The organism is Hydrotalea sandarakina (assembly GCF_003254115.1).
Classification (GTDB): domain Bacteria; phylum Bacteroidota; class Bacteroidia; order Chitinophagales; family Chitinophagaceae; genus Hydrotalea; species Hydrotalea sandarakina.
Map to the genome: position 1 here is coordinate 52,742 of NZ_QKZV01000001.1, position 26,980 is coordinate 79,721.

The 26,980-nt window shown below is 35.1% G+C and carries 20 protein-coding genes; 5 read left to right on the top strand and 15 right to left on the bottom strand.

Going from position 1 to position 26,980, the window contains the following annotated elements:
* Nucleotides 1-18: 18 nt before the first annotated feature.
* From LX80_RS00255 to LX80_RS00285, 7 genes are all read right to left on the bottom strand, one after another.
* Complete coding sequence (locus LX80_RS00255; protein ID WP_111293050.1) at nt 19-906, bottom strand: Ppx/GppA phosphatase family protein; 888 nt, start codon at nt 904-906, stop codon at nt 19-21.
* On the bottom strand, nt 887-2,983 hold the full coding sequence (gene ppk1, locus LX80_RS00260) for a polyphosphate kinase 1 (protein WP_111293051.1): 2,097 nt from the start codon (nt 2,981-2,983) through the stop codon (nt 887-889). Before ppk1 ends, LX80_RS00255 begins: the two co-directional genes overlap by 20 nt.
* A 107-nt stretch (nt 2,984-3,090) precedes the next feature.
* Nucleotides 3,091-4,845, bottom strand: coding sequence for a vWA domain-containing protein (locus LX80_RS00265; RefSeq protein ID WP_111293052.1), 1,755 nt, complete (start codon nt 4,843-4,845; stop codon nt 3,091-3,093).
* Nucleotides 4,846-4,933: 88 nt separating this feature from the next.
* On the bottom strand, nt 4,934-5,473 hold the full coding sequence (gene hpt / locus LX80_RS00270) for a hypoxanthine phosphoribosyltransferase (RefSeq protein ID WP_111293053.1): 540 nt from the start codon (nt 5,471-5,473) through the stop codon (nt 4,934-4,936).
* A 14-nt stretch (nt 5,474-5,487) separates the two neighbouring features.
* Nucleotides 5,488-6,591 (bottom strand): glucosaminidase domain-containing protein, encoded by a 1,104-nt coding sequence (locus LX80_RS00275; RefSeq protein ID WP_111293054.1) that lies wholly within the window; start codon nt 6,589-6,591, stop codon nt 5,488-5,490.
* 2 nt (nt 6,592-6,593) lie between these two features.
* On the bottom strand, nt 6,594-7,232 hold the full coding sequence (locus LX80_RS00280; RefSeq protein WP_111293055.1) for an O-methyltransferase: 639 nt from the start codon (nt 7,230-7,232) through the stop codon (nt 6,594-6,596).
* Nucleotides 7,216-8,691 (bottom strand): sodium:solute symporter, encoded by a 1,476-nt coding sequence (locus LX80_RS00285; RefSeq protein ID WP_111293056.1) that lies wholly within the window; start codon nt 8,689-8,691, stop codon nt 7,216-7,218. The genes LX80_RS00280 and LX80_RS00285 overlap by 17 nt, the downstream gene beginning before the upstream one ends.
* Nucleotides 8,692-8,794: 103 nt before the next feature.
* On the opposite strand from LX80_RS00285, the gene LX80_RS00290 reads away from it, so the two are divergent.
* The gene (locus tag LX80_RS00290; RefSeq protein WP_111293057.1) at nt 8,795-9,346 is read left to right on the top strand and encodes an LOG family protein; all 552 of its coding nucleotides are present in this window, start codon (nt 8,795-8,797) and stop codon (nt 9,344-9,346) included.
* On the opposite strand, the gene LX80_RS00295 is transcribed toward LX80_RS00290, so the two are convergent.
* Both LX80_RS00295 and LX80_RS00300 read right to left on the bottom strand, forming a co-directional pair.
* Entirely contained in the window at nt 9,315-9,980 is a 666-nt protein-coding gene (locus tag LX80_RS00295; protein ID WP_146250346.1) for a hypothetical protein, read from the bottom strand. The two genes, LX80_RS00290 and LX80_RS00295, sit on opposite strands and share 32 nt — an antisense overlap.
* 61 nt (nt 9,981-10,041) lie before the next feature.
* Nucleotides 10,042-11,439, bottom strand: a complete 1,398-nt coding sequence (locus tag LX80_RS00300) for an FAD-binding oxidoreductase (RefSeq protein ID WP_111293059.1) — start codon at nt 11,437-11,439, stop codon at nt 10,042-10,044.
* Nucleotides 11,440-11,742: 303 nt separating this feature from the next.
* Between LX80_RS00300 and pckA the strand changes: the two genes are divergently transcribed.
* A complete protein-coding gene (gene pckA / locus LX80_RS00305; protein WP_245897886.1) occupies nt 11,743-13,371 on the top strand; it encodes a phosphoenolpyruvate carboxykinase (ATP) in 1,629 nt (542 codons plus the stop codon).
* Between the two features lie 96 nt (nt 13,372-13,467).
* On the opposite strand, the gene LX80_RS00310 is transcribed toward pckA, so the two are convergent.
* From LX80_RS00310 to LX80_RS00325, 4 genes are all read right to left on the bottom strand, one after another.
* The gene (locus LX80_RS00310; protein ID WP_111293061.1) at nt 13,468-14,103 is read right to left on the bottom strand and encodes a deoxynucleoside kinase; all 636 of its coding nucleotides are present in this window, start codon (nt 14,101-14,103) and stop codon (nt 13,468-13,470) included.
* A gap of 80 nt (nt 14,104-14,183) precedes the next feature.
* Nucleotides 14,184-15,179, bottom strand: a complete 996-nt coding sequence (gene trpS, locus LX80_RS00315) for a tryptophan--tRNA ligase (RefSeq protein ID WP_111293062.1) — start codon at nt 15,177-15,179, stop codon at nt 14,184-14,186.
* 75 nt (nt 15,180-15,254) lie between these two features.
* Nucleotides 15,255-16,547, bottom strand: coding sequence for an MgtC/SapB family protein (locus LX80_RS00320; protein WP_111293063.1), 1,293 nt, complete (start codon nt 16,545-16,547; stop codon nt 15,255-15,257).
* A gap of 144 nt (nt 16,548-16,691) precedes the next feature.
* A complete protein-coding gene (locus LX80_RS00325) occupies nt 16,692-18,305 on the bottom strand; it encodes an amidase (RefSeq protein ID WP_111293506.1) in 1,614 nt (537 codons plus the stop codon).
* 126 nt (nt 18,306-18,431) lie between these two features.
* Between LX80_RS00325 and recG the strand changes: the two genes are divergently transcribed.
* From recG to LX80_RS00340, 3 genes are all read left to right on the top strand, one after another.
* Nucleotides 18,432-20,543 (top strand): ATP-dependent DNA helicase RecG, encoded by a 2,112-nt coding sequence (gene recG, locus LX80_RS00330; protein ID WP_111293064.1) that lies wholly within the window; start codon nt 18,432-18,434, stop codon nt 20,541-20,543.
* 107 nt (nt 20,544-20,650) lie between these two features.
* Nucleotides 20,651-24,343: a DUF7948 domain-containing protein gene (locus tag LX80_RS00335; RefSeq protein WP_245897887.1), complete on the top strand. Its 3,693-nt coding sequence runs from the start codon at nt 20,651-20,653 to the stop codon at nt 24,341-24,343.
* Between the two features lie 4 nt (nt 24,344-24,347).
* Entirely contained in the window at nt 24,348-25,391 is a 1,044-nt protein-coding gene (locus LX80_RS00340) for a PorP/SprF family type IX secretion system membrane protein (protein WP_262509748.1), read from the top strand.
* Here the strand turns inward: LX80_RS00340 and LX80_RS00345 are convergent, their stop codons facing one another.
* The gene (locus LX80_RS00345; protein ID WP_111293066.1) at nt 25,392-25,889 is read right to left on the bottom strand and encodes a methylated-DNA--[protein]-cysteine S-methyltransferase; all 498 of its coding nucleotides are present in this window, start codon (nt 25,887-25,889) and stop codon (nt 25,392-25,394) included.
* Nucleotides 25,890-26,032: 143 nt separating this feature from the next.
* On the bottom strand, nt 26,033-26,905 hold the full coding sequence (locus LX80_RS00350) for a transglutaminase family protein (RefSeq protein ID WP_111293067.1): 873 nt from the start codon (nt 26,903-26,905) through the stop codon (nt 26,033-26,035).
* Between the last annotated feature and the right edge of the window lie 75 nt (nt 26,906-26,980).

Genomic DNA, 26,980 nt, shown 5'->3' on the forward strand with positions numbered 1-26,980 from the left:
GAGTGAACAGCTTCAGCCTTATTTTCCTGCTAAGGTAAGTTCTTCATACAAGCTTTGAATTAAACCATCGGCTAAACCAATTTTGGGAACATAAATTTCATTAATACCACCCCACCGCATTACATTGGTATAAATTTGTAAAGCCGGTACAATTACATCGGCTCTGTCTTCACGTAACTTGTACATTCTAATTCTTTCTTCTAAACTTACGTTCGATAATTCTTTGTAATAATCTTTCAATAATTCCAACGAAAGTGGTTTCCCTTCTTTCTTTTTACTTAACGAAAATACTTTATTTATATTACCACCACTACCAATGGCAGTTATAGGTAACGATGATTTGGTATTCGATTTTAAATGTTCTTTCAGTTCCAACCAGGTGTTATCTGCCACCAATCCTTTTAATAATCGAATGGTGCCAATATTAAATGACTCTTTATACTTTAGCTTGCCTTCGGCAAAAAAAGTTAATTCGGTGCTTCCACCACCTACATCAATATACAAGTAGGCGTGTTGTTTATCAAGATTTTCAGCAATGTGATTTTCAAAAATCATGGTTGCCTCTTCATCACCCGAAAGAATTTTAATTTCAATGCCTGTTTCTAATTTTACTTTTCTAATAATGTCGGCGCTGTTTTTTGCATCGCGCATGGCACTTGTAGCACATGCTTTTACATGCTGCACTTCATAAACATTCATTAAATGGTTATATGCCTTCATGGTTTGCAATATCATGCCACGCTTGTGTTTTGAAATTTCAGCATTTTCAAATACATCAAAGCCAAGCCGTAATGGAACACGAATAAGATTAACTTTATTAAATTGAGGTGTTCCCTTGTATTCCAAAACGTCGGCTATTAAAAGGCGGGCTGCATTACTGCCTATGTCAATTGCTGCTAATCTCAATTTGTTGCTGTGTTTTTTTGTGCAAGTAAAAATAGGTTTCTATTTGAGAACGAATTAATTTTTTTCCGGTATGTGGTACATATTCGTTTAATAGTTCACTGTCTAAAATGCGTGCTTTTACATTATCGGAAAGTTGAATATTAATAATGTCAATAATTTCTTGCTTTAAATGCTCATCCAATACCGGAATGGCAGCTTCAACTCGGTGGTCTAAGTTGCGTACCATCCAATCAGCAGATGACAGATATATTTTGGGTTTATTTTCATTTTCAAATATCATTACTCGGGCATGTTCCAGGTATTCATCAACAATACTTATTGCTTTTGCATATTTACTCATTTTACCAAAATCCATTTTTGCACAAAAAATGCCTCGTACTATTAATTGAATTTTTACGCCGGCTGCGGCTGCATCATAAAGTTTTTCAATTAATAAAACATCACTTAAAGAGTTGAGCTTTAAAGTAATACCTGCTTTTTTACCTGCTTTGGCATTCTTAATTTCTTTGTTTATAAGTGCATTAATTTCATTCCGCATATTGGTAGGACAAACCAGTAGCGATTTACAAGCTTTTAAAGGTGTTGTACCCAATTTCCAATTTTCTAAATACCGGAAAATACGGTTAATATCAGCCATTACATTGCGATTAGCCGTAAATAAACACATATCGCCGTAAACTTTTGCTGTGTCTTCATTCAAATTACCTGTACTTACGAAACCATATTGTATAATTTTATTTTTTATTCGCTTTTTTATGATGCATAGTTTGGCATGAATTTTCATTCGGGGTACACCCAATAATACTTTAATACCCTCTTCCTCTTCTAAAACTTTTTTCCATTCTAAATTTGCTTCTTCATCAAAACGGGCTTTTAATTCCAACATTACCACTACTTCTTTGCCGTTGCGGGCAGCATTAATGAGTGCATTGATAATTTTGGATTTTGGTGCTAAACGATATGCCGTTATTTTAATGGAACGAACATCGGGATCAATAGCAGCCTCTCTTAAAAAATCAATTACGGTGTTAAACGAGTGGTAGGGAAAATTTAGAATAATATCTTGTTTTACAATAACATCTGTAACGCGTAAACTATTTGCTAAAGCTGGATGCGTAAAGGGTTTGCGTTTTTCAGTATTGTGGCTAAACACATCCGGAAAATCCATAAAATGCCTGAAATTATGAATTCTGCCGCCCGGAATAATGTTACTTTTTCTATTTAAGTTTAATCTGCGAATTAAGTATTCTAACAGGCCTGCATCCATCTCTTTATCGTAAACAAAACGAACGGGCTTGCCTTTGCGTCGGTTTTTCAAGCCCTTCTCAATTTTTTCTACAAATGTGGTTGATACATCATTGTCAATATCAATTTCTGCATCTTTGGTTACTTTAAAAACATGGGCACTGAAGTAGTCGTATTCAAATAAAGAAAAAATGTTGGGAAGATTAACCCTAATAACATCTTCCAACAACATGATATTCTTTTCATTGTTTTTTGAAGGTAGTAACACAAAACGCCCTACTGCTTTAGCCGGCACTTCAATTAAAGCATATTTTTGTTGATAGGCTGAATTTTTTTTACGCATCACCACACCCAGGTAAATACTCTTATCGCGCAGATAAGGCATTTGAGGTAAACTTTCAATCATTAACGGAATGACGTTTACCCGAACCGTATCATCGAAATATTTTTTTACGAATGCCAGTTGCTCATCATTTAAATGTGACTCATCAACTAAAAAAATTTTTTCTTGTTTAAGTTCTTCCAAAATACCTTCCCAAATTCTGTTAAATTCATTTTGTTGTTGCAAAACAATGGTATGAATTTCATCCAGTACTTTTTGTGGGTGTTCTTCCATATGCATATTTAATGCCTTTCGCTTGGCACTATATTCTACCATGCGTTTTAGGGTCGCAACCCTTACTCTAAAAAATTCATCGGTATTGTTTGAAAATATTCCCAAAAAACGAATCCGTTGTTTAAGAGAAACAGAGGGGTCATTCGCCTCTTGTAATACACGTGCATTAAAACTAAGCCAGCTTATATCTCTTTGAATAAATTTTTTTTTCGACATGAATGCTTGAATTCTTTCTTCAAAGATACAGAACCCATTTACTATTATTGGAATGGGAATAATGTTTATGGTAATTTAAAACGCGTGGTTAAGCAGTAACAGCCGCTTTATTTTTTCTTTCGATAATTGTAAATGTTATTGGCTTTTTGCATAAGTGTTAATAATTCCTGTTCCGATATATTGGAATTATTGATAGATGATTGCGCCAGGTTTATGGCATCTTGAAAACCATAGTTTTTAATAAACTTGGATTGGCGTAACAATGAACCAAACATTATGATTGATGTAGCTAATTTTATTTGTTTAGGGGCATTGTTAAAATTAATAGGATTAAAAGGTATTTGAAAGTTTTGTGTAATTTGTTGGGGATGTTTGGGTAAATGAAAGGAAAGGTTAAGCTGTGCAATATTGGGGTCTTTTAAATTTATTTTTTCATTTGATACAGGAATAATTTCAAAAACAGCCATCATATTATGCCCGCTTCCCACTTCACCGCCTTCTAATAAACTTGTTGTATCAATAATGGCGGCTCTTTTATTATCAAATCCAATTAATCGATATTTTTTTACTATTTCTGCATTAAATTCAACATTGGCATATGCATCAACGGCAACTGCATACATGGTTTTGGTAAATTCTTTGATTAAAGTTTTTTCTGCTTCATGAATGTTATCAATGTAAGCAAAATTGCCATTCCCTTTTTTAGCCAAAATTTCCAGTTTGCTATCTTTATAATTGCCCATACCAACACCCAAACAGGTTAAAAATATGCCTGATTGTTTTTGATAACTCACTAATTGTTCTAATTCCTGCTCAGTGGTTTTACCTACATTAAAATCGCCATCAGTAGCTAAAATAATGCGGTTGTTGCCATTAGGAATAAAGTTGTTTTTAGCTATATCGTATGCTGTTTTAATGGCACTTTCACCGGGTGTATCACCATCGGCATATAAAGAATCAATAATATTATTAATTTTTAGTTTTTCATTGCCGGGTGTAGCATTTAAGGCAACATGTACACCACCGCCATAAGTAACTATTGACACTTTATCTTCCGGTCTTAAATTTTCAACTAATAATTTGAATGCAGATTGTAAAAGAGGCAGTTTACTGGGGTGGTCCATTGAACCCGAGATGTCAATTAAAAGCACCAAATTATTGGGTGGTATATTGTCTAAATTAATTTTAGGGGCTTGCAATTGTATAAACAGCAACAAGTTATTTTCATTCCACGGGCAAGAAGTTAGGGTAGAAGCCATACAAAAACCGGCACTGTCTTTTGGTTTGGGGAATTGTGGGCCTCTTAAATCGAAATAGTTCAACATTTCTTCAATTCGCACAGCATTAGAAGGTACATACATGCCGTTATTAATGAACCTGCGAATATTGCTATAAGATGCTTTGTCAATGTTAATTGAGAAACCGGTTTCGGGGTAGTTTTTGGCATTTACAAATTGGTTTTCAATTAAGGAACTGTAACTTTCGCCTAAAGTTGCAAAATATGATTCTCCGTTATCTTCTAGGTTAGTGGTTCTGGAGCTTAGTTTATTGGCATACAAGCTGGCTGTTTCGGGCAACATCTTCAATACAATTTCATTAAATACTTTAGTATTGACCGGTTTTTTATACACTTCATACCCATCGTAAAAAACGGTAATAGTATCTTGTGGATATGGGCACAATATGCCAAATGCACCAAAATTGCCACTGTAAAAAGGAGTATTACCTTTAGAGGCCAAATAAATTTTGGCTCTTTCCAGTTGCCGCCCTTTTTCATCTCTAATTTCGCCACGTAAAAAATACTGGCTAATGCAGGGAATGGCAGAGCAACATAATATACATACCAGCAGGTATTGTTTCATGGGTTGTTAGGTGAATAGGTATCTTAAAGATAGTAGATTCCTTTCACTTTTAATAAAATTACCTAGTATTCGCTAAGTTTTGAAATAATTATTCGGCTAATTGATAAATAGCTGATAGATTTCTTCCAAATCCATCATAATCTAAACCATAACCAACTACAAATTTATTCGGGATGGTAAAACAGCAGTAATCAATCGGCACTTCATATGTGGTTGCTTCAGGTTTGTGCAATAAAACAGCTATTGCTACCGAGGCAGGTTGTTGATTGTGTATTTGAGGCAAAAAGCTGTGCAACGTTTTACCGGTATCAATAATGTCTTCAATTACAATTACGTGTCTATTGGTTAGTGAAACATCTAAACCAATGGAAGTAATTACATTACCGGTTGATTTAGTGCCTTTGTATGAAGCCAATTTAATAAAACAAATTTCAGCATCAATGGGTAATGCCTTGAACACATCGGAAGCAAACATAAATGCCCCGTTTAAAATGCAAAGAAATAAGGGCTTTTTATTTTGGTAGTCAGCCGCTAGTTGGTTGGCTAATTCTTGAACTTTGGTTTGAATAGTAGATGCATCCAAAAAAGGAACAAAATGTTTATCAAGTACCTGAATTGTTTGGCTCATGTGCTGCAAATATTTTAACGCGATGTTGTTGTATAATTTTCCGCAGCAATAGTAGTGTATTTTGGGGTAGTTGGAGCCGGGAAGCGCAAATAAATTTTTTCGCCGGGTAATGGTTGCATTGTTTTTTCCAACTTGTTATATTGTAATATGTTTTCTAAACGAACCCCTTCTACTTGACAAATTGTATATAAATCTTCATTGTTTTTTACGGTATGAAAATCTTTGCTGCCTTTTTTCAACTTCTTTTCCAAAAATATAAGCTGGCTTTTTTGAAGAATATCCTCATTTTCCAAATCATTGTATTCTAATAAACGGCTAAGGTTAATTTGGTATTGGTTGGCTATGGAAAGCAGCGCAGTACCTTTTGTTGCGTAAATTACTTTTAAATGATTGATGGTAAAAATACCTTCCGGATAGGATGCTTTTTCTGAAACAGTTGTTTCAATTGCAGGTTGCTTTTGCCATTCATTTACTTTAACTATAGATTGATTATTGTCGCTTTCGAAGGCATTCTCAATGTTTTCGTTGTTGGGTAAGGGTTTGTTCAAAGTGTTGTTTTCTTTTTCAACTGCAGAAGCTTGAACAATATTTTGTTGTTGTTTTTCTTTATTCAAGGCAATTACTGTATAATCATTCAGGTGATACCTTTGAATTAGTTCAATTAGCCTTTGCGCATAATCTTTTTCTGTTGCATACCCGGCTTTTTTTAATCCATAAGCCCAGCCTTCATAATCAGTAGGGTCAAGTTGGAATAAACTTTGATAATAGGGTCTGTTTTTTAAGAAGTTAGAGTGATCTTGGAAAGATGCCGCAGCATTTGGGTAACTTCTAAAGCATTCATGTTTTAGGTCATCATCATGAAATACCCTATCGCCTGTCCAATCGTTTTTACATTTTATACCAAAATGGTTGTTTGATTTTTTGCACAAATCACTTTGTCCGCAGGAAGATTCTAAAATGCCTTGCGCCAAGGTAATAGATGCCGGAACACCGGTTCGAATCATTTCCTGTATAGCAATGTCTTTATACTCGTTAATGTAAGCAATTGTTTTGTCTGTTTGGGCCATAGCAGTTTGCAATCCCATGAAAAAAAAGAATAAGAAACCAAACAATTTCATTGTTATAATTTTTGAATCAACAATAATCCATCACGAACAGTTAGTAATACTTGTTGTGTTTTTGCATCATTGGCTACCCACTCATTAAATGCATGAATAGCTTTTGCATTTTTACCTTTTAACGGTTGTTCTACTACCTGTGCATGAAACAGCACATTATCAGCAATAATTACACCATTTTTTTTAACCTTGGGTAAAACCAACTCATAATATTGTGTATAGCTGGTTTTATCGGCATCTATAAATACTAAATCCCATTCGTAAGGTAAACTTGGAATAATGTCTAAAGCATTTCCGATGTGCAAATGTATCTGTTTTGCCCATTTGCTGTTGCTAAAATTTTGTTGAGCTGTTTTAGCATCTGCTTCCCTTAATTCTATAGTGTGTAGTTGTCCGTCATTTTTTAAGCCACTGGCCAAACAGAGTGCACTATAACCGGTAAAAGTTCCAATTTCTAAAACGTAGGTAGGTTGAATGATGTTACTTAAAAAACTTAAAAACTGACCCTGCACTTTGCTACTCATCATATGCGCATGGGGATGTAACCGGTTGGTAGCATCAAAAACGGGTTGAAGCCAGTCAGGTTGCGCTGAAGTGAATTTTTCAGCATATTGTTCAATAGCGTTATTGACTATTTCCATTTTTGATGATGTTGGTTTTATTAAAATTTGCAATTAACCATAAACCAAAGTAAGTTAAAATACCATTCAACAGCAATAGCTCAATGCCAATTTGAAAACCATTGGTAATTGCAGGAATCCATTTTTCTATAAAGAAACTTAGAATGGGCGCAACAATACAAACAAAAGTAATGGCATAGGTTTCCGGAACAGTCTTCTTACTAAAAATTCCAAATGAAAATAAACCTAATAATGGGCCATAAGTGTAACCGGCTAAATCGAGTATGATGTTAATGATGGATTTACTATTGATGATTTTAAAAACAAAAATGCAGATTAAAAAAATGATGGCTAAGGCAAGGTGTACCCGTTGCCTTATTCTTTTTTGTTGTTGTTCAGTTAGGTTTTTCCTTCTTATGCCCAAAATATCTATACAAAATGATGACGTTAGTGCAGTTAAGGCCCCATCAGCACTTGGGAATAGTGCAGAAATGAGTCCAATAATAAATATCATGCTAACAGCTTTAGGTAAATAATTAAGGGCAATGGAAGGGAATAAATCATCGCCGGAAAATTTTAATTGGCTTTGTGCTGCAAATAGGTATAATAAGCCCCCTAATAACAAGAATAAAAAGTTTACAATTACAATGATAAAACTGAAAGTAACCATGTTGGTTTGCGCACCTTTTAAGGTTTTTACACTAATGTTTTTTTGCATCATTTCCTGATCTAAGCCCGTCATAGCAATGGTAATAAAAGCACCACCAATCATTTGTTTTAAAAAGAAGCCCTTGCTGTTTACATCTGTATTAAAAAAATGGGTGTAGTTATTTTTATTTAATGCGGCAATCGTTCCACTGAAAGAAAGTTGTAAATGGTGCATAATATAAATAATGCAAACAACCAGCCCAATTAACATGAAACTGGTTTGTAAAGTATCGGTAAAAACAATTGTTTTTACACCACCTTCAAAAGTGTACAACAAAATCATTAAAAGTATTATTGTGCTGGTTAACCAAAAGGGAACCCCTAAAGCATCTAAAATAAAAATTTGTAATACGTTAATTACCAAATATAAACGGGCTGTAGCGCCAACTGTTCGGGAAATGATGAAAAATAAAGCACCTGTTTTATAGGCTATGAATCCAAAACGGTTTTGCAAGTAATTGTAAATAGATGTTAAGTTAAGTTTGTAATAAAGTGGCATTAAAACAAACGCAACTACGAAATAACCCAACAAATAGCCAATTACAACCTGCATGTAGTAAAAGCCGTTACTGCTAACTGTTCCGGGTACGCTAACAAAAGTTACACCGCTTAATGAGGTACCAATCATGCCAAATGCTACCAACATCCAATTACTGTTGCGATTGCCAATAAAAAACGAGTCATTGGTGCTATTTTTACCTGTGTACCAAGCTACAATTAACAGTATTGCAAAGTAGGCTAACACAAAGCTTAATAATATGAAAGGCGACATAAGCGGTTCAATTACGGTATTGAGTACGGTTTAAAATTAAATAACAGGTTTTTGCCAATAAAAGCAGAAAGCCCTTTAATATTGTGCTTAAATTTTTTTAAAGATGCAATATAAAAATATAGCGGTGTTTTGCGGAAGTAAAAATGGGAATAATTCCATTTTTGCGGAACATGCCCAACAATTAGGACATTTATTAGCAGAACATAATTTGGGATTGGTTTATGGGGGTGGAAATGTAGGATTAATGGGTATAATTGCCAACGCCGTGTTAGAAAAGGGTGGGAAAGTTACCGGTGTTATTCCTAAAATTTTGGTAGAGCAAGAACGTCAGCACATGCAACTAACGGAATTAAAGGTGGTAGAAGATATGCACACCCGCAAAAAAATGATGTATGAATTATGCGATGCGGCTATTGTTTTACCCGGCGGAAATGGTACTATGGATGAACTATTTGAAATGCTAACGTGGAACAATTTGCGTATTCACAATAAAAAAATAATCCTGCTGAATTCAGCAGGATATTATCATGCATTAATAGCTCATTTACAAAATATGCAACACTTTGGCTTTTTATATGAAAATTGGGATAGTAGTCTACAATACTTTTCTACTCCTGCCGAAATTATTGCTTTTTTGGATGCAAATAAAAGTTAAATCCTGCTCGTATAATGGGCAACGCTGTGCTGGTAACGCCATTATAACTGCGGTAGGGTGAATAAGGACTGGTTAAAACATCTACCATAATCAGTGTATAAAAAGTACTTTGCCCTATAATGCGTTGTGCATAACCAACACCGGTTAAAAAGCTGGCCGCATTGGTATTAAAACTGGTTGCTTGGTTATTGGTCATGTTTAAATAATTGTACTTAATCCAATTTTCCTCAAACTGCCCTTGTATAAATAGTTGTCTAATCGGGAAAATACGAACAAAAGGTCCGCCACCATAATTAAAGCTACGTTGGCGAATATCATTATTGTAATAAGGATCGGCTTTAATAGATTGATAATTGAGGTTTAATGAAACACCGGCATCTAACCATTGATTAAATGAATATCCAATTTCGGGTGTACCGCCAATATTAAAACTGTAAGTGCCAAAGCCCAAGGAAAGCCCACCGCCAATAAACATGTTTTGTTTTTGAAAGCCGGTTGCATCGGGGTTGTAAGTGCTGTTACTGTAAGGTGAATTGGAATAGGTGGGTGGAACTTGTTTTTGTTGTGCAAGAATGGTATTGCCATACAAAAGGGCTGTGGCAGCTACGGAAATTACTAAAAAAAATTTCTTCATGTGTTTAATTTTAATACAACGAAAACGGAATAATTTACATTGAAAATACAAACCTAAGCGGTTATTGCATATCAAAAATTTTTCCGGCATTTAAAATATTGTTAGGATCGAATGCTTTTTTAATAGAGCGCATAATTTGCAAATTCGCTTCCTGCATTACCAAAGGCATATATTTTTTTTGAATAAGTCCAATACCATGTTCGCCGCTAATGGTGCCGCCCAATTGTTTTACCAATTTAAACAATTCGCCCAAAGCTTGTTGCATATGCGGAGCATTATAACTAGTAGTTGTTCGTGGGTCTTTTATACGTATGTGTAAATTTCCATCGCCGGCATGCCCATAACAAACGGCTTCAAAACCATGTTGCCGAGCTAACTCTTTTACACCTTTAATTAGCTCGGGCAAATAAGCTCGTGGTACTACAGTATCTTCTTCAATGGTATAACCGGCTAATTTTACTGCTTCTGCAACTCTGCGGCGCAATTTCCAAAGTTCATTTTTTTGTGCTTCATCTTCAGCAAAATATAAATCACCCACTTCAAAATTCTCCAATAAACCAGCAATGGCTTCCATTTCTTGCATCAATAAATCTTTATTGTTACCGTCTAATTCAATAATTAAGTGTGCAGCAGTGTTTTCATGAATAGGAATGGCATGGCTGTCGAGCATGTTACTTACAATTTTAAGCGCATCAATTTCTACCAATTCTAATGCACTGGGTGTATAACCGGCTCTAAAAATGGCACTCACCGCTTCACTGGCTTTTTGCAAATTATTGAATGAAGCCAACATAAGTACATCATACTTAGGTAATGGAATCAGTTTTAAAGTAATTTTGGTAACAATACCTAAAGTGCCTTCACTGCCAACAATTAATTGCGTTAAATTATAACCTGTTGAATTTTTTAATACGCTGGCGCCTGTTTCAATAATGGTACCATTAGGAAGTACCACTTCTAAATTCAGTACATAATCTTTTACAACCCCGTATTTTACTGCTTTGGGACCACCACTGTTTTCGGCAATATTTCCTCCAATAAAACAACTGCCTTTGCTGCTGGGATCCGGCGGGTAAAAAAGTCCTTTTTCTTTAACTGCATTTTGAAGCACTTCGGTAATAACACCCGGCTCAGTTATTACTTGTAAATTTTTTTCATCAATGGCAATAATTTTATTCAATTTCTCCATGCTTATAACAACCCCACCTTTGTGGGGAATAGCACCGCCACTTAAACCTGTGCCTGCACCACGTGGTGTTACCGGAATTTGGTGTTGATGGCAAATGGCCATAATATTGGCTATTTGTTGAGCCGACCCGGGTTTTAATACCAATTCGGGGTTGTATTGAATGGTTTCTGTTTCATCATGTCCATAATGGAATATTTCATCCTTTTGCGTAAGGGTATTATTCTTTCCTACAATTTGTTCAAAGCTGGCAATTAATTCTTCGTTCAACATAAAATAATGGTCATAAGTTGATGGTTGCTAAATGTAAAATCAAATACTCAATTTTTAGGGTTAATTCCTAAAAACAATTTTAGTTTGGTTAAAATAGTACACAAAAATGCAAAAAATTACTAGTTAAATAATTTCAAAACGATTTAAAAAGATGTAGAATTTATTATCGATTTCGCAATTTTTGTGATAAACATTTGATGTGAAATAGTGACATGTAGTAAAATTTGAAAAATTTTAAAAGTGTATAGATTACACTATGCTTGTTTAACTAAGCATGGCGATTATATCTTTGTAAACTAACAAATGATAGTTCGTATGATTGCTACGCTCATTCAACCACAACAAGTAAGTGACCATTTGCGTTCACTTGGTTTTTCAAATAATTTAGATATACAATACCAGCTTTCACCGGAAATTTTAACGGAGCAAGCTTTACTTACTGGCGAAGGTGTTTTGAATGATACAGGTGCTTTATGTGTTAATACCGGCAAGTTTACCGGAAGAAGTCCACAAGATAAATTCATTGTAAAAGATGCCATAACCGAACACACTATTGAATGGAACAACTTTAATATACCTTTTGAAGCGGCAAAATTCAAAGCTTTAAAAGAAGAGTTAATTCAATACTGTAACTCAAAAGGTAAGCTTTGGGTTCGCGATGCTTATGCTTGTGCCAATAACGATTACCGCATTGGTGTAAGGGTAATTAATGAAAATTCGTGGAGTAATTTATTTGCTTATAACATGTTTATTAGGCCTACCGAACAGGAATTGGCCAGTTTTGAACCGGAATGGTTAATTATTCAGGCACCGAGTTTTTCAGCGAACCCTGAAAAACATGGTACACGTCAAGAAAATTTTGCCATTATTTCTTTTACCGATAAAACCATTATTATTGGTGGTACTGCCTACACAGGAGAAATGAAGAAAGGTATTTTTACCGTTCTGAATTTTTTAATGCCACAACAGCACAATGTATTAAGCATGCATTGCAGTGCAAATGTTGGCGCTAATAATGATGTGGCCTTATTTTTTGGCTTAAGTGGTACCGGTAAAACTACTTTGAGTGCCGATGCCAACAGAAAATTAATAGGTGATGATGAACATGGATGGAATGACACAGGTGTATTTAATTTTGAAGGTGGTTGTTATGCAAAATGTATTGATTTAGATGAGAAGAAAGAACCGGAAATATTTCATGCTATTAAACCCGGTGCTTTGGTAGAGAATGTAGTTTTTTATCCAAATACAAAAGCCATTAATTTTTCAGACAAATCAATTACTGAAAATACCAGAGTAAGCTATCCCTTGCATTTTATTAGTAACGCACTTATACCTTCAGTAGCCGGTATTCCACAAAATATCTTCTTTTTAACATGTGATGCATATGGTATTTTGCCCCCTATCAGCAAATTAACTACCGAGCAAGCCATGTATCAATTTATAAGTGGTTATACTGCGAAAGTGGCAGGTACGGAAGCCGGAGTTACCGAACCAAAAGCTACTTTTAGTACTTGTTTTGGTGCACCTTTCATGCCTTTACATCCGGGGAAATATGCTGCTTTGTTAGGCGAGAAAATAAAAAAACACCAAGTACAGGTGTGGATGGTTAATACAGGGTGGACCGGTGGTCCGTATGGAATTGGTAAACGTATTAGCCTAGCTTATACACGAGCCATGGTTTGTGCTGCATTAAATGGTAAATTAGCTGAAGTTGAATTTGAGAAACATAGTATATTCGGTATGCTAATTCCTAAAAATTGTCCGGGTGTACCGGTTAACATTTTACATCCGCGTTACACATGGAGTGATAGAACTGCTTATGATAAAGCCGCGTTAGAGTTAGCAAACTTGTTTAATAAAAATTTTGAGAAGTACAAACAAGGTGTTTCCGCTGATATTTTAATGGCCGCACCTAAAACCACTGCATGAGAAAATTAACATTATGCCTCTTCGATTGCTCTGACAAATGAAAAAATCCCGCTATTCCGCGGGATTTTGTTTTAGGTATTGTGTTGTAAATAGGAATTAAAATAACCCAAATAAAGTAGCGTCAATTTTGCTAATAATTTCGCCAAAGTGTTCACTGTTGTAAGCAAATTTGTTTTTATCGCAATCAACTACCAAAATGGGGCCTTCTTTATAGTTATCGGCAAACATTTGGTAATAATCATTTAATTTTTTTAAGTAATCAAGACGAATATTATCTTCATATTCCCGCCCACGTTTTTGAATTTGAGCTACCAATGTTGGAACAGATGCTTTTAAATAAATAAGTAAGTCCGGGGGTTGAATCATACTTTTTAAGGTTTGAAAAAAAGTATAATAGTTCTCAAAATCACGCTTAGGCATTAAACCCATATCATGCAGGTTGGGCGCAAAAATGGTAGCATCTTCATAAATGGTTCTGTCTTGTATAACTGTTTGTGTTCCCCTTTGAATTTCCAACAGTTGATTCAACCGTTTATTCAAAAAATAAATTTGAAGATTAAAGCTCCATCGTGGCATATCTTCATAAAAATCCATTAAGTATGGATTATGTTCTACGTCTTCAAATTGCGGAATCCATTTGTAATGTTTACTCAACATTTCAGTAAGGGTGGTTTTTCCTGCGCCAATATTACCTGCAATAGCAATATGTTTTGGTTTCTTTATCTTGGCCATTTATATTAAAATATTTTAATTTAAAAAATTCCTTACCTGAGTGAATTTAAACAATAATGATAAAGTAGAGCAATATAGGTTTAATAAATCATTCTTATTGCTTTTCTAACTTCTTGTAAAGTAGCACTTGCACTTGCTCTGGCTTTATCAGCACCCTGTTTAATTATTTTGTGTATCAGTTCTTTATTATTTTGTATATCCGCTGCTTTTTCTCTTATGGGCTTTATAAAAGCTACCATATCTTCAGCTAACTGTTTCTTAAAATCGCCATATCGAATGGTACATTGGTTGTACTGTTCATCAAATCTATAATAAACTTCTTCAGTACTTGCAATTTTCATTAACGTAAATAAATTTTCAATATAATCGGGTTTTATTGAGTTAGGGGTTGTTGGACCACTGTCGGTTTTGGCTTTCATAATTTTTTTTCGAATAGCATCGTCATCATCGGCTAAATACAGAGTAGCCATTTGATTTTCACTTTTACTCATTTTGCCATTTCCATCAAGACTCATAATTTTTATAAGGTTTTCACCGAAATTAAAGGCATGTGGTTCCGGGAAAATGTGGCCGTATCTAAAATTAAATCTTTCCGCAAAATTGCGTGCCATTTCAAGATGTTGTTCCTGATCTTTCCCCACCGGCACTTTTACTGCACGATGAATTAATATATCGGCAGCCATTAAAACCGGATAGGTTAATAGGCCGGCATTTATATTATCTGGTTGAGTTTTCGCTTTTTCTTTAAAGGTGGTTGTTTTTTCCAATTCACCTTTATAAGCTAACATGTTTAAGTACAAATATAATTCTGCAATTTCAGGCACATCACTTTGTACATACAAAGCAACCTTTTCAGGGTCAAGTCCTGAAGCTACATTCTCGGCTATTACTCTGTAAACACTTTCTTGCAATGCTTTGGTATCGGGGTGTGTAGTAAGGCTATGCCAATTCGCAACAAAAAAATAGCAATTATAATCTTCCTGCATCTTAACGTAATTACGCATAGCACCAAAATAATTACCCAAGTGCAAATAACCGGTAGGCCTAATTCCGCTTAATACTGTTTCTTTATTCATGTGGGCGAAGATAGTAGATGTAAACAATTACCGTACCACAAAAACTACTTTTTTGTATGGATTATGTATAAAAATTTATTGGTGTTGTGATAAAAAAAGCCACAACGATACAACTATGCCGCTAATAATTAAAATGCCGAAACTAATGGCAATTTTAAGTCTTATTGCTTTGCTGCTTAATGTAATTGCATATGCCATTTTTAAAATATTATTACTAATAATCGCATTTAATACAGATAGAACTATTACACCAGTTACTAATGCCATTTTGCTTTGAAATAAGTTTAAAATAAAGGGATCAATATCAGTAACACCAACCACCAATGCCAAAATATTCAAACCCGTATTTCCGAATGTTTTAAAGACGTATTGTGTTATAATAGTAAACAATACAAATAAACCTGCAAAAATTAGTGCAGTTTTGAATTCCAAAGGATTATTGTGACTTTTAATTATTGTAGTGCCTTTTGGTATAGCTTGCTTTTTAGTAGAAAGTATTAAAAAAAATATAATTAGTCCACATACAATAACAAAAAAAATAAAGAAGGGTAGAAGTGCCTGGGCAATTGCTGCGTTAAATATGTATGCTATTATTATAAGTCGTACATACATCATTAAAGTAGCTATTAACATACCCGGTAATACAAGCATATCAGAAGGGTTTTCTTTATTTTTTTCTGCTAAAATAACAGTAGTTGCGGTACTGCTATATAGGCCCCCTAAAATGGCTGTTACTATAATGCCAGCATTTGGGAACAGGAATTTTTTTATTAAATAGCTTGCATATGAAATGGTAGAAATTACTACAACCGCCAACCAAATTTGATAAGGTGAAATAGGAATTTCTGTTGAAATAGCTTTGTTGGGTAACAGCGGAAGAATTACACCCACTAAAAGCATAAATTTTGCTAATATAATAAATTCATCTTCATCTAATAATTTTGAAATGGCGAATAGACTTTGTTTTGCTTCTGTTATTACTAAAATTAGAATTACAATGCTAAATGGAAGCCACAATGGTTGTGTATAAATAAGTGGTGCCAACGCATAAGTTACCAAAGCAATTAATATAGTTGTAAGTCCATATTTTTTCTCTGAGGAAATTTTATGAAAATAATATATGGATAGCAAGAATGTAATACAGCAGGCGCCTATAATAAACACATATAGTTGCTGAGGGTTGATAATGTAAAAAATATAACCTGCAATGCCTAGTAAGGTAAAGGTTCTATCGGTACCGAATAAATTTTCAAATGGTTCGTTTATGTGATGTCTTCTTTGTTCTAACCCAATTAACAATGCAAGCACCACTACTAAAATAAAATTTTGCAAATGTGTGGGTATGTATTGTAATAATGTATGAAACATGAAAATGCGTATTGAAAATATTGGCTATTGAAAGTTAATAAAAATCCGGGTATAATTCACATTTCATCAAAGGCTATGTTATAAAATACCCCGCTAAGGCGGGGTAAAATACATGCAATAGTTTATTTATAAATAATTTTTTATTTAAATAATGTTCTTTGTAGGTAAAAATGATGGTATATACTTTGGAACGACTCTTTTTTTAGAAGCTTGTTCAAATGCATAAGCTATAGCTAATAATTGAGGTTCAGAGTAGGCGCTACCCATAAAAGAAAGACCTACCGGCAAATGTAAATAGGTGCCCATTGGTACAGTAATATGTGGATATCCTGCCATTGCTGCCGGGGGACAAAAATAAAATCCGGTATCGTAATCTCCATTAATTAAATCAATGCAACAAGCTGGCCCGATGCTGGTACCGGCAATTGCATCTAAGTTATGTTCATGCATTAAGTTATCGATAATTGCCCGAGCTGAGGTTGATTTGGCCAGCGCTTCTTTATAGGTGGATTCTTGCAAGCTGCCTCTTGCTTCACTTTGTTCTAGAAGCTCCTGTTTAAAGTAAGGCATAACGGTACTGGCATTGGCATTATTAAAAGCTATTAATTCTTTTAAAGAATGGACTTTTCCTTTGGCAGTTGCCAGGTATTTATTAATGCCATCTTTAAATTCATATTGTAAAACAATATTTTCCGCCCTACCTAGAGGATTGGTTTCTTTTAGCAGATTCACTTCTACAATAGTAGCACCTTGTTGTTTTAAAATTTCAATGGCATTTTTGTACAAGGCAACAACTGCCTCATGTCCATGTAAGAAAGATTGTTCTATGCCAATACGTTTTCCTTTTAGAGCATTGACATCTAAAAATTGGGTATAACTGTTAGGTACTTTTCCTTTACTATTTAAAGTAACCGGATCAGCCTCGTCAATACCCGTCATTGCACCCAATAAAATGGCAGCATCTTTTACAGTTCTGGCCATGGGGCCGGCTGTATCTTGTGTAGCAGAAATAGGTATGATACCACTTCTACTAAGTAAACCTACTGTTGGTTTAATACCAACAATACCATTAAATGAAGAAGGGGCAATTACAGAGCCATCTGTTTCGGTGCCTACAGCCACAGCACAAAGATTAGCGGAAACAGCTGCGCCTGACCCTGAACTTGAACCACAAGGGCCTCTATCTAGCATATTAGGATTTTTGGTTTGTCCGCCCCGGCTACTCCAACCGCTGGTAGAACGTGTTGACCGCCAATTAGCCCATTCACTTAAATTCGTTTTTCCCAAAATAACGGCCCCCGCCTTGCGTAATTGTGCAACTATATGGGCATCATTGGCCGCGTAATTACCTACTAAAGCCAATGAACCTGCTGTGGTCATCATTTTATCACCGGTATTAATGTTATCCTTTATCAGAATGGGTATGCCATGCATGGGGCCTCTTACTTTTCCGGCTTTGCGCTCTTTATCTAAATTTTCGGCAATGCTTATTGCATCGGGATTTAATTCAATTACCGCATTTATTGAGGGACCATTTTTATCAATATCTTTAATTCTTTGTAAGTATATCTTAACCAATTGTACTGAGGTTAATTTTCCATCCTGCATGGCTTTTTGTAATGCATCAATGGAAGTTTCTTCAATTGGGAAAGAATCATTTACCTTATTCTTATCCGAAAATGTAAGTGATTGTTTGGCAATGGGTGTTAAAGAAAGACCGGCCAATGAACCGTTTTTAATAAAATTTCTTCTATCCATAAAAAAGGTTTTGTGCATTTTGCATTAAAAATAGTGTAATTTCTCAATAACTATGCGTACAGTTTTGTATGCCCATTGTTACGCAGTAAATTTGTTTTTTGTGTTGAATTAATTGGATAAAAAAACGTGCAAACAACAAACATACTACAAACACCTATTGAATATTTAAAAGGCGTTGGCCCAATTAAGGCCGATTTGCTGAAAAAAGAATTAGGCATTTTTGTATATGAAGATTTGCTCAATCATTTTCCTTATCGCCATATTGATAAAACCGTTATTACACCCATTTCCTCTTTAAATTATCAAATGGAATATGTTCAGGTAACCGGTAAGATTATTGACGTTGATGTATTAGGTGATAAAAGAGCCAAACGAATGGTTGCTGAACTTGCAGATAATTCCGGCGCCACCATTGAATTAACTTGGTTTCAAGGTATTAGTTGGATACAAAAAAACATTCATGTAGGCAATTCATATTTAGTATTTGGACGATTAAATTTTTTTAATGGGAAACCTCAAATTGTACACCCGGAAATAGAAGTTGTCAATCAATTAAATGTATCTCCTAAAAATTATTTAGAGCCTGTTTACCCTACTACAGAAAAACTAAAAGCCCGTGGTTTAAGTGGCAGACAATTGGGACTATTAACCCAACAGTTGCTATCAATTATTAAGTCAGAAGATATTGTTGAAAATATTCCACTTTCTCTGTTACAACAATTAAAGTTGTTACCACGGTATGAAGCATATCGTGCCATTCATTTTCCTGAAACGTTGGCTCAATATGAAACAGCCCTGCGTCGTTTAAAATTTGAAGAGTTATTTATAGCCCAGGTTCGGTTGAACTTAATTAAATTAAGAAGACACAAGTCAAGCCGAGGTGTTGTGTTTTCAAAAGTTGGGGAATATTTTAATACTTTCTACAACGAATATTTACCCTTTCAATTAACCAATGCACAGAAAAGGGTGATTAAAGAAATTAGAAAAGATACTGCTCAAGGGCATCAAATGAACAGGCTTTTGCAGGGTGATGTTGGAAGCGGAAAAACAATTGTGGCTCTGTTGGCCATGTTATTGGCAGCCGATAACGGTTTTCAAAGTTGCATAATGGCACCCACCGAAATATTGGCACAACAACATTTTGAAAGCCTTAGCACATTATTAAAAAATATGCCGGTTGAAATTGCTTTGCTTACCGGTAGCACCAAAACTGCAGAACGTAAAAGAATTTTAAAAGGATTACAAGAAGATACCATTCATTTTATTGTTGGAACCCATGCCATTATTGAGGATGCAGTACAATTTAAAAATTTAGGTTTGGCTATTATAGATGAGCAGCATCGTTTCGGTGTTGAACAAAGAGCTCGGCTTTGGAAAAAAGCAACAGTGCCACCGCATATTTTGGTTATGACGGCTACACCCATTCCACGCACTTTGGCTATGACTGCCTATGGCGATTTAGATTATAGCATTATGGATGAGTTACCACCGGGACGTCAACCCGTTATTACCGTTCATAGAAATGAAATGCAAAGAGCCGGTGTAATGGATTTTGTAAAGAAGGAAATTGATAAAGGGCGCCAAGCTTATTTTATTTATCCGTTGATTGAGGAAAGTGAAAAATTAAGTTATGAAGATTTAATGCAAGGATATGAGCAAGTAAAAAGTTTTTTCCCTGAACCTAAATATCAAATAAGCATGGTACACGGCAAACAACCCCCTGAACAAAAAGAGCTAAACATGCAACGTTTTGTTAACCATGATACCCAAATTATGGTTAGTACTACAGTTATTGAAGTTGGAGTTAATGTACCGAATGCAACTATTATGGTTATAGAAAGCTCAGAGAAATTTGGTTTATCACAGCTGCACCAGTTAAGAGGAAGGGTTGGGCGAGGAAGTGAGCAAAGTTTTTGCATCCTTTTAACAGGTAGTAAAAGAAGCGCCGAGGCCAAAGAGCGTATCAAAATAATGTGTGAAACCAATAATGGTTTTGTGATTGCAGAAAAAGATTTGGAATTAAGAGGGCCCGGAGAAATTGAAGGAACCAGACAAAGTGGGGCTTTGAATTTTAAATTGGCCAGCATTGTTAATGATAAGCAGATGTTAGAAGTGGCGCGCAAAGCTGCAGAAACTTTAGTTGAAAGTGATATTGAATTGGTATTGCCGGAAAACCAAAATTTGAAATGGTTTTTGCAACAATCAAAATCAAAAACAGGCTGGGGCAAAATTTCATAAAATCTTTTGCTAAATCTCTCTGTTTATCTAACAAAACAGCAAATATTTTGTATTTTACTAAGTAAGTGCTTGCTTAATTTTTCGGGCGGTAAAAAATATTTTTTTGTATGATGAGATTTCGCTTTTTATTGCTTCTTGTTTTCATATTTTTTTTACTGCCAACGGTTCATTCGCAGTCAAACCTGCAGTTTGTAGAAAATAAAGGACAATGGAATAGCGATATTGCTTTTAGAGGTAATTTATCTATTGGATCCTTTGCTATTCAAAAAGATGGAGGCTTTAGAATGCTATTGTATAGCCCCACGGATTATGCCGCTTTATCTCCTCATCAACAATTTTCTAAACCACAAGTAAAATATGTTCAACAAATTAATGCCAATGGCCAAACTTCCACTGTTGTGGCACCGCCCTTGGCAGATGTTAATACCGCCAGCAAGGTATTGCATGGACATATTTATCAGGTTAAATTTTTAAACGCTAATCCCAATCCGCAAATCATTCCCGACAAGCCTTTAGCAACAGCTAACAATTATTTAATAGGTAATGACCCCAAAAAATGGGGACAAAACTGCAGAGTTTACCAAGCAGTAACTTGTAAAAATATTTATCCCAATATTGATGTTCGTTATTATACTACAAATGGTGCATTGAAGTATGATATTATCGTAAATCCCGGTGGCAATGTCAATAACATTGCTTTGTATTATGATGGTGTTGATGCATTAAAACAAAAAAATGGCGAATTAATTATTCAAACCTCTGTACAAAATTTAAAAGAAGCAAAACCTTACAGTTATGCTGTAAATCTTTCCGGTAAAACAATCATTCCATGCAATTACATAATCAAAGGAAACATTGTACGGTTTACTGCTGAAAAAACAGATCCTTCTTCCACATTAGTCATTGACCCTCAGTTTGTATTTTCAAGCTTTTCAGGTAGTACTGCAGAAAATTGGGGCTACACTGCTACTTTCGATAATTCCGGTAATTTTTATGCCGGTGGAATTGTTTTTGCCGGAAATAATCAATCATTTCCTGTAAGTAATGGCGCTTTTCAAACTACTTTTCAGGGTGGTGTACGTGAAGGAGAATTAACAGCATATGATGTTGCTTTAATGAAATTTGATGCTACGGGTAGAAATAGGGTTTATGCAACCTACTTGGGTGGAAATGGAAATGAGCAACCTCACAGCTTAATTACCGATAATGCAGGTAATTTAATTATTGCCGGCAGAACCAGTTCTTCTAATTTCCCGGTAACCAACAAAGTAGGGCCGGGTGGTGGTTTCGATATTTTTATTACCAAATTGAATGCTAACGGTACCGGCATTGTGGGTTCATTGGTAATTGGTGGAACCGGAGATGATGGTGTGAATATACGAGGGAAATACACCGGTGCACCGGGTTATCAATCTACCCGATTGAACTATGGTGATGATGCCCGTAGTGAAGTAATTATTGATGGTGCAGGAAATATTTATTTAGCAGGATGTACTCAATCTACCAATTTTCCTGTAACAGCCAATGCATTCCAAAAAAACAATGGCGGTGCAAATAGTACAGGCTTTTTTCAAGATGCTGTAGTTATTAAAGCTACATCCGATTTAAGTAATGTATTGTTTAGTTCTTATTTAGGTGGGAATGATAACGATGCCGCCTTTGTGTTATCTATTAATCCACTTACCAATAACATATATGTTGCAGGGGGAACAGCCAGCACAAATTTTCCCGGCACCGGAGGTAATGTGAAATTTCCAACCTATCAAGGCGGAATTTGTGATGGTTTTGTTTCAATTATTTCTAACGATGGCTCACAATTAATCAGCAGCAGTTATTTTGGAACCAGTGGCGCTGATATGCTATTTGGTGTACAATTTGACAAATTAGGTTTTCCCTATATTATGGGTACTACCAATGGAACATGGCAGGTAGTTAATTCGCCTTTTAACCAAACACAAGGACAAACCGATGGTAAGCAGTTTATATGCAAGTTAAAGCCCGATTTGTCTGATTTTATTTATTCAGCAACATTTGGCGCACCCGGTAGTGCCCAGCCTAATATTTCGCCAACCGCTTTTTTGGTCGATCGTTGTGAAAATGTTTACGTTTCCGGTTGGGGTGGCGGTATTGATATTGGTGATGGTTATTTAAATAGCGGTGTTCGAAATATGTCAACACCTAACTATTTACAAAACACTACTGATGGTGCTGATTTTTATTTCTTCGTATTGGAAAAGAATGCACAAAGTCAATTATTTGGCAGCTACTTTGGTCAGAATGGTGCATTAGGCGATCATGTAGATGGCGGTACCAGCCGATTCGATAAAAATGGCATTATTTATCAAACCATTTGTTCCTGCAAAGAAGGTCCTACACCGGCAAATCCACCACTAACCGGCAGCCCTCCTTATGTCTTTAGTCCTACTAACAATGGCCCCGATTGTAACATGATGGCCTTGAAAATTGCCTTTAATTTAGCAGGTATATCATCGGGCATTCAGGCGGCGGCCAATGGTATTCCACGCGATACAACAGGGTGCGTACCATTATTGGTTGATTTTGCCGACACTGTTGCACAGGGCAAAACCTACATTTGGGATTTTAATGATGGTTCTCCATTAGTTACAACCACACAACCTAAAACTGCACATACTTTTCAAAATGTTGGATTTTACAAAGTAATGCTGGTTTCAAGTGATCCCAATAGTTGTAATGTTACCGATACATCATATGTTACCATTAGGGTTAGAAATGATGCTGCGGCGTTGGGTTTAAATGCTGAAAAAGTGGGTGGTTGTCAGTCACTGACATTTCAATTTAATAATACTTCTACTGCACCTGCTAATAAACCATTCAATGGTCAATCATTTAAACTAAATTTTGGTGATGGAACTTCGGTTATTACAGGTAATCAGGTGCAAACACATACTTATCCGGCTGAAGGAATTTACAATGTTAGTTTGGTTTTACAAGATACAAGCTATTGTAATTATAATGATAGCGTTGTATTACAAATTCGCATTGCAGCAAATGTAAAAGCGGCTTTTGAAACACCGCCTATAGGTTGTGTTCCATATACAGCCATATTTAATAATACCAGCAACGGTGGAACACAGTTTAAATGGAATTTCGGTGATGGAACAACTTCAACTGATATTAATCCTACGCACCAATATAATGACACCGGTAGTTATACTGTAAAATTGGTTGCTTATGATCCCAATACTTGTAACCAATATGATTCTATTTCGCAAGTCATACAAATGAAAATTAAATCTATTGCTAATTTTAGTGTAGCACCACAACCTCCCATAACCAATACTCCTATTCAGTTTACCAACTTGTCACAACCGGCCAGTTCTTATAAATGGTTGTTTGGCGATGGGGACTCAACTATTACTTATAGCATATCCACCCCCGTTAGTCATATTTACGATTCCACTAAAACATATACTGCCTGTTTACAAACAACGAATGAATCAGGTTGTATTGATGAAAAATGTTTGCCTGTAAATGCATTAATATCACCATTGTTCGATGTGCCTAAAGCATTTTCACCCAATGGTGATGGAATTAATGATATAATCTATGTACAAGGGTACGGTATTACTAAAATGAAATGGAATATTTACAATCGTTGGGGTAAGTTGGTATATCAAGGTTTTACTAAATCAGGTGGATGGGATGGAACTTATAATGGTGTATTACAACCGCAAGATGTATATCATTATGTTTTGTTAATTGAAACTTCTGATGGGAAAAAATTTACAAAAACTGGCGACATTACGCTTTTAAGATAATATGATGAAGCATTGTGCTTATATAAAAAAAATAGTCATGTTGCAGATGTTTGTCTTGATAACATCTGGCGGGTATTTAATGGCGCAAGACCTTCATTTTTCCCAATATTTTAATGCTCCTTTATTAGTGAACCCTGCTAATACTGGCTTTAATCCTGAGTCAGACTATCGGTTAGGTATTAATTACAGAAATCAATGGGCCAATATTGGAAGCCCCTACAAAACCATGAGTATGTGGGGCGATGCTCAATTATTCAATAATCGATTTGAGAATGGATGGGTAGGGGTAGGCGGTATGTTGTTTACCGATGCCGCAGGTGATGGTTCCTTAACTGCAACAAAAGGTTATGCATCAATCGCTTATCACCAGGTGTTAGGTTATGATGGTTTATTAAGTGTAGGTTTTGGTGTTGGGGGTGTAAATAAAAGGGTAGATGCAAGTAAACTAACTTTTAATGATCAGTGGAACGGACAATTTTTTGATATCAATATCCCATCAAATGAGCCTTTTTATTATACTTCAGTTTATTATATGGATTTGAGTGCAGGTATTAATTATGCATACTTTGCTACCGATCACATTTATATTAATGCAGGTGCAAGCATACAGCACTTTAATCGGCCAAAAGAAAGTTTTTTTGCGCCTTCTGTAAGCAACAATACAGTTGAACCCCGCTATAACTTTTTTTTGAATTCTAATATTAAAATTCAAAACTTGTGGATACTTAATCCTAATATGTATTACAGTAAAATGGGTAATGCCACAGAAACAGTTATAGGTATGAATGCCAATCGTAATTTAAGTGGTGATGGGAATAGCCAACTTATTTTGGGCTTTTATTATCGGTTAGGTGATGCTGCAATTCCCATGATAGGATACCAGGTAAATAATATAAAATTAACTTTTAACTATGATGCCACTACTTCATCATTAGCTGGTTACAATGGCTCTCAAGGTGCATTTGAACTGTCTTTGGTTAAAACGGGAATTTATGGTGGCAATGATAATACCAAAAAACTGAAGTGCCCTAAAGTAGTACGCTTTTAATTAAAACAGTGTTTGAATGCCATGTGTTATTTTAAATTCATATTGCAATAACCATTTTTTGCGCCATAAGCCACCCGAGTAACCGGTTAAACTCTTGTCACTGCCAATAACACGATGGCAAGGAACAATAATGGCAATTTTATTTTTACCATTTGTAGTTGCAGCAGCACGAATGCATTTCGGATCACCCATTTTTTTGGCCAAGTCAAGATAGCTGATTGTTTTTCCATAGGGGATGCTTAATAATTCATTCCAAACCTTTTCCTGAAAAGGAGTTCCTTCCTGATGAATAGGTAAGTCAAAAGTTTTTCGTCTTCCCTGAAAATATTCAATTAACTCTTCTGTGCATTGGTGTAATAAATCACTAACACCGGGTATTCCATGTTCAATTTGTTGACTGTTATCAATAAAACTAATTTCTGTAATATATTGTTCAGTTCCTCCAATTTTAATTAAACCTATTGGACTTTCATAATATGTATAGTAATTTTCGTTCATTCCATTACTACTAATGTAGCTTAAGTAAAATTAAGGAATGAAAGCTAAGCATTGAAATTGTAATGAATAATTTGAAATGAAGTCGCTAATCAGTTTTTAATGACAACTTACATGAATAATTGGTTTAAATGAAATGGTATAGCCTAACTATCCAATAAATTGCATAAAGCCAATAACTCAGCTTGTTTGTATTGGTTTGATGGTAATGTAAAACATTTAGCTACTTCCTGAAGCAATACTTGTATAATTTGCTGATTACTCATTGGTTTGAAATAAGATGCAACAGGGGGTACAGAAATTTTTTTAAAATAATTTTCAATATCGGCATGCGAATAAGCTTGACCGGTTAAACTATCTACATAAAAATGAATTTTTTCTTGCGGATGGCCTTTATATGAATTCGCATCATAATCTGAATGAAAGAAAGCAATAACCATTTGCCGAGGAATATTAATGATTTTAGCATTAATTTCTAATTGTGTACACAATACTTGATAAATGATGCTGTTTGTAATGGTATTGCCTTTTTTTGATTCGATTACCTTGTGTAAAAAAAAGTCATCGGGGTGATTATAACTTATTTCAATGCCTTTTAAATTATAATAATTATAAATAATGCTTGATAATACGTTGGCTTGTTCCAATGGTGTTAAATAACTGTTTAGCTCAAGCCATACATTTCTTCTTATTTTTTCAATGTCCTGTAAAACAGGTGTAGTATGTAAATCGGGGTATTGAAATTTAGCTACTAATAAGGCACCTAACAATAAGTCGTGATAAGGGTTTTTATTCCATTCAATAAAATCGTTGGTTAAGTCATTGTAATGCAAGCGATGAATGAGCATTTCAATTTTTTCTTGTACTTCCGCATTGGGTGTGTTTTCCCATAAGTTTTCCAGATTAGGAATAATTCCCTTTCCAAAAGAAACAATTTTTTCAGCGATGGTTTGGTAAACCTCATCATCGGGATCATCAATTAACGAAAACAATGCATTTATTTCTTTTGTTTGTTGCATAGCCAAATAAGTAGAGTTAGTTGATGGGTTAATTATTCAATTTCACTACCAAACTAAGCGCTTTTTTTCTTTTTA